Origin of the sequence: Hydrocoleum sp. CS-953 (assembly GCF_002260545.1) — a bacterium.
Classification (GTDB): Bacteria; Cyanobacteriota; Cyanobacteriia; order Cyanobacteriales; family Microcoleaceae; genus Trichodesmium.
Genome location: NZ_LGSU01000925.1, coordinates 1 through 5,459, shown reverse-complemented (window position 1 = coordinate 5,459; position 5,459 = coordinate 1). Strand labels below are relative to the sequence as shown.

The 5,459-nt window shown below is 33.2% G+C and carries 3 protein-coding genes; 1 reads left to right on the top strand and 2 read right to left on the bottom strand.

Translation table 11 applies throughout. The annotated features are described in order from the left end of the window. Positions 1 to 383: 383 nt before the first annotated feature. Entirely contained in the window at positions 384 to 2,678 is a 2,295-nt protein-coding gene (locus AFK68_RS12600) for a pentapeptide repeat-containing protein (RefSeq protein WP_094673113.1), read from the bottom strand. Between the two features lie 442 nt (positions 2,679 to 3,120). On the opposite strand from AFK68_RS12600, the gene AFK68_RS12595 reads away from it, so the two are divergent. Next, entirely contained in the window at positions 3,121 to 3,903 is a 783-nt protein-coding gene (locus tag AFK68_RS12595) for an ion transporter (protein ID WP_246844151.1), read from the top strand. Between the two features lie 984 nt (positions 3,904 to 4,887). Here AFK68_RS12595 and AFK68_RS12585 read toward each other — a convergent pair. After that, on the bottom strand, positions 4,888 to 5,459 hold a 572-nt coding region (locus AFK68_RS12585; RefSeq protein WP_143437832.1), incomplete at its 5' end, for a DUF4129 domain-containing protein.

Genomic DNA, 5,459 nt, shown 5'->3' with positions numbered 1-5,459 from the left:
AGCTGAAACTTGAAAAATCAACAATTTAGTCTAAAAAACCCGCCGCTACATCGTGTTTAACTTTAATTTCTTCAGCTATTTCTATCTAATATTTCTAAGATTACTATTGCAAGACTAACAGATTTTTTTGTTTGGTTTCCTTAACGTCAACCCAACCTACTATTTATATTATTCGTGGAATGAAAGAAGGAGTCAGGAGTCAGAATGAAAGAAGGAGTCAGGAGTCATGTTATGTCTAGACTAACTGTAAAGTCATTGCGACTGGAACGAAGTGGAAGGAAGCAATCTCTTGTGTTTCAAATATTTCTTCTGTAATATTACTATGCACAGCTACGAAATTTTTTGTTGGGTTTCCTTAAGGTCAACCCAACCTACTATTTATATTATTCGTGAATTGAACCGTCTGGCATTATTGTATCTGTTAGGTTGGCTTTCTTATCGTCTTCTCCAAAATTTGCACCACCTATATTTGCTTCTTTTAGATTGGCATTTTCTAGGTTAGCGCCACTTAAATTTGCTCCGCGCAAGTCTGCTGAAGTTAAGTTGGCATTACTCAAGTTAGTGTTACTTAAATTTGTGCCACAAAGTTTTGCCTTGCTTAAATTAACACCTGTAACTTTTTGACTACTTAAAGATAAACCGACTAAATTTGCCTCAGTTAAGTTAGCACCACTAAGATTAATTTGATTAAAATTATGCACATTTTTCAAGTCAGCTTGACTAAGATTTGCTGCTGTTAGATTAACATCATATAAGTTAGCATGAGCAAAATTTGTTTGACTAAGGTTTGCTGCTGTTAAATTAACATTATGTAATTTAGCATGAGCAAAATCTATTTGACTAAGGTCTGCTAATCTTAGGTCTGCACCTTCTATAGATGCTTCACTAAAATTAGCTTTCTTGAGATTAGCTTCAACAAATTTTGTGCTAACCAAATTTGCTTTTATTAACTGAGCATTAGCTAAGTTAGTATCACTTAAATCTGAGCTATTCAGATTTGTTGAATTAAAATTTGTTCCTTCTAAGTTAGCTCTTCTCAAGTGTAAATAGCTTAAGTCATAACCAGCTAAGTTTACTGCTTTTAATGAAACATCAGGAGCAAGCAAATAAACACCTAATTTAGTGTGATTAAAACCTTTTGGAAAAACAGTTGCCTCACTAGAAAGTGCTTGATTTATTGTTACCATTTGTAGGTTGGCTCCTGCAAAATTTGCGTTTAGTAAATTAGCTCTACTTAAATCAGCTTGACTCAAATCTGCATTAGTAAAATTCGCATTTCTCAAATTCAATCCACTCAAATTTGCTTTTTTCACATTTGCACTACTGAAGTTGGCATCGTTTGAAATTTTAGAATTACTAAAATTAACTCCGTTCAAGTTAGCCTCGGTAAAATTTGCAGACTCTAAATTAGTCTCGTTAAGATTCACATTTCTGAACTTTGCCTTTTCTAATTTCACAGAACTCATTTGTGCTTTATTCAAATTGGTATTAATGAACTTAGCTTGACTTATATTTGCTGAATACAACTTAATTTCAGAGAGGTTAGCACTTTTAAATTTTGCTCCTGTCAAGTTAAAAGACCTTAAATCTGCACTACTCAAATTTGCACCATTAAAATTAGCATTACTCAAATTCAATGTTGAATCATTAAAAGACTTTCCACTCAAATCTACACCTGCCAAATTAATCCCAGTAAAATCTCGTTCTCCTTCATTATATCTACGCAAAAATTCCTCAGCACTAACCACAGGTTGTTGACTTTCCTCTTCCTCCTTAAATTCTTCCAATTCTTCCTCCTCTTCATCCTCATCTACCACCATCAAATAATCCTGAAATTCCATTTCATTTTCATCAATAACTCTAGACAAATATTCCACCTCATCCAAACTTTTCACACTTGCTGCAAACCTGCGATTAATTTCTGCTAACTCCAAAACTTCAGCATTATTAAAACGATTAATTAATCCTTCAATAATTTGGCGATCGCTACTAATAATCCCCACTTCTCGTTCCCAACTTTGGTCGCCAGAAGCCAAAAAATTATGACTTCCTACAAAAGCAAACTTTTCATCACAAACCAGAAAATTTTCGTGAGTTCCTAATAGCTTCAACCGAAATAAACCAGGATAACTTTTCTCTAATTCCTGTAAATCTGTCAAAGCATTATATTTCCAACCCTTGCCAATATTTGAACCATCTCCTAAATATCCCCAACCAATATCTACTTGGCAACCCCTGTCTAAAAAACCCTTAAATTTCTCCAGTAAACTTTCATCAATACCCTTGGAAGTAAACCACGGACAAACAATAATTAATCGTGATTCAACTGTTGACAATGCCTCAATTAATACACCACGAATGCCAGAGCTATCGAATACTAATTGATTTTCATATTCTTGATAATTCTCTGAGATTTCCTCTGATAATTTATCTTGTACCGCAGTCGATTTTACCGGATTATTTACAGCCAATAATTCATCTAAACGTAGACTTAAAGTAGTCAACTTTTCCTGCAAATTTTCCACAGTTTGTCTTTCTGGTCGATGATGAAAATTTTCTATTTGCTCATCTAAAGTATTTTTCAGTTTAACAACATATTTTTTCAGAGTAGTCTGTTGTTTTTCCAATTCTGAAACTTTAGTCATCAAAGCAGATAAATTGGATTCTAGCTCAGACATAATTAAATAGTGGAGAAATTACCATATTTATTGTAAAACATTAAGTAGATAGGTATAATTAAACGTTAAAAAAAATCGTAGGGGCGGGTTTCACCAAAAATCTTGTTATAACTAATTGATTTCTCTAAACCCGCCCCAGTTTGGCACCAAATTTATTTCATCTGAATAATTTGTCACACCATTAATTTAAGCCAGAACCCGCCCTGGTTTGGTGGTTCAGAATATCGTCATGGGGGCGGGTTTATTTGATTTTATTGAATTCCCATTAATTTAAGGCGGAACCCGCCCCTACTATTGCAACATTTTAGTTGTGTCATACCACTACTTATAATTACAATCTAGTTTGATAATTATTGCTCTCAAGCATAAGATTAAAAATTATGAATAACTAATAATTAATAACTAATAATTAATAACTGATAACTAATAACTGATAACTGATATGTCACCTATACCAACAAAAAAAAATCTGGCATTTTATTTGGAAGATATCGAAAATCCTATCGGTAAAACCATTAACTTGATTTTACTATTTTTGATTTTACTTTCTTCTGCTATCTTTGTTGCTGAAACCTATCCAATTTCAGAGGAAATTTTTGGGAATCTAGAACTAATAGATGATTCTATTTTAGTATGTTTTGCTATTGAATATTTGCTGAGATTTTGGTGTGCAGAGCAAAAAATAAAGTTCGTTTTTAGCTTTTTTTCTATTATCGATCTACTCGCAATTTTACCTATTTTTCCAGGATTTTTAGAACTTAGTTTTATTCGACTTATCAGATGGTTCCGAATTCTAAGACTCATTAGATTTCTTAAGTTGAAAATTTATATATTTAAGATTAGTACGGCAGATGGAGTAATTTTTGCCAGGATATTATTTACTTTATTTACAATTATTTTTATCTTTTCTGGCTTAATTTATCAAGTCGAACATCGTGTCAATCCTGAATCATTTACAACTTTTTTAGATGCTGTATATTTTTCGGTTGTTACAATGACAACTGTGGGATTTGGTGATGTAATTCCTATTTCAGAAAAAGGTCGTTTATTAACTGTTTTGATGATATTAACGGGTGTTAGTTTAATTCCTTATCAACTTGGAGATTTAATTAAACAACTTATCAAAACAGCAAATAAAGAAGAAAAAGTCTGTAGTAATTGTGGTTTTTCTTACCACGATATAGATGCTAAATTCTGTAAAATTTGTGGTCAAAAATTATTCTGAATTTATAATTCAGAAGTTATATCAAGTGCGGATAATCAGTGATACAAAAGTTTTTGCTACTAGTAGGGCTTTAGCCCTATCTATACTTAGGGCTAAAGCCCTACTACAAACTTTAATTATAACTATTCAACCAGACATAATATTAAAAGCTATATCAAGTCTAATTAATTCACCATAATAAAAATCTTCTTATTTCCAAGCCAGAATATTTTTTAAACTTCTCGTTTTTGCTGCAAGCATTCAGCTATTAGCTGTCAGCTTTCAGCTTTCCTGACTTTTCCTTTACTTTCCTTTGGAATGCTTCGTAAAGGCCATGCTTTGCTATGCAGATGAAACGCAAAAAAAGCGATTTTTATTCCTGAAAACGTCTAAGTACCATTAATGAAGCTTTTATAGCACATCAGAAACAATAGCTGATAGCTGATAGCTGACGGCTGAATGCTTACTTTTTGCTTAACTCCCTAAATTTTTTCTTGTGGTTATTCAAAGAAACATGATATTAGAATTCATTTCNCGTAAAGGCCATGCTTTGCTATGCAGATGAAACGCAAAAAAAGCGATTTTTATTCCTGAAAACGTCTAAGTACCATTAATGAAGCTTTTATAGCACATCAGAAACAATAGCTGATAGCTGATAGCTGACGGCTGAATGCTTACTTTTTGCTTAACTCCCTAAATTTTTTCTTGTGGTTATTCAAAGAAACATGATATTAGAATTCATTTCTGACTAAATTTTAATATTTAGTAATGTCCGAGTGGGAGACTTCCACTGTTATCTCCCTTTTCTTAGTAAAAAAATTCCACAGTTTAGTTATACTTTAATAGCAGTTTTCAGACAGATTACTTAAGGTTAAATCAAAACCTTGTAGAGACGTTTCATCTAACGTCCCGACTATAGGTATATTTTTCTTTTTTTTCAATATTTACCGCTTCTCCCCTAGATAACTAAATTCTTCTTACTTCTTACTTCTTACTTCTTACTTCTTACTTCTTACTTCTTCCTTTCTTCAAACTTCCCAGTAATTTTTTTAATCTACTTAAATTAACTTCCTTACTACCATAACGCCATCCAACATAAGCTCGCGAAATTTCCTCTACTATTTCTCCCTGTTCCCTCTCTTGGTGCGCGTTCCCTTGCGTCTTGCGCCGACGCGGGGTCGCACCGCTGTTCCCTGTTCCCTGTTCCCTAATCTGATTACTATATTCAAAAGGTGTCTGAAAACCACGTTTAACTAATCCCTTACTCGCCATTAAATTCAACATTTGTTGATAGATACTCTCCATCGGAGATAACCTTGCTAACCAACGACCGTAACGCCATTTTCTCCAAAAAATATACAATAACCAACCCAAAAAACTTAAAGCAGTAGCTAAAATTAAACCGCCAAATATCCCTTGCCAACCTTGGGAAAATAGAGCAAAAAACCAACCAATAATTCCTAATATCCAACGGAATATTCCGCCAATAAATCTTTCTAGAAAACCAGTTACAGGAGAAGGCAACCAACCAGCTACCCACTTCCAAAAAACCATCAGTGTAGGGGTTTGGTTTCCAA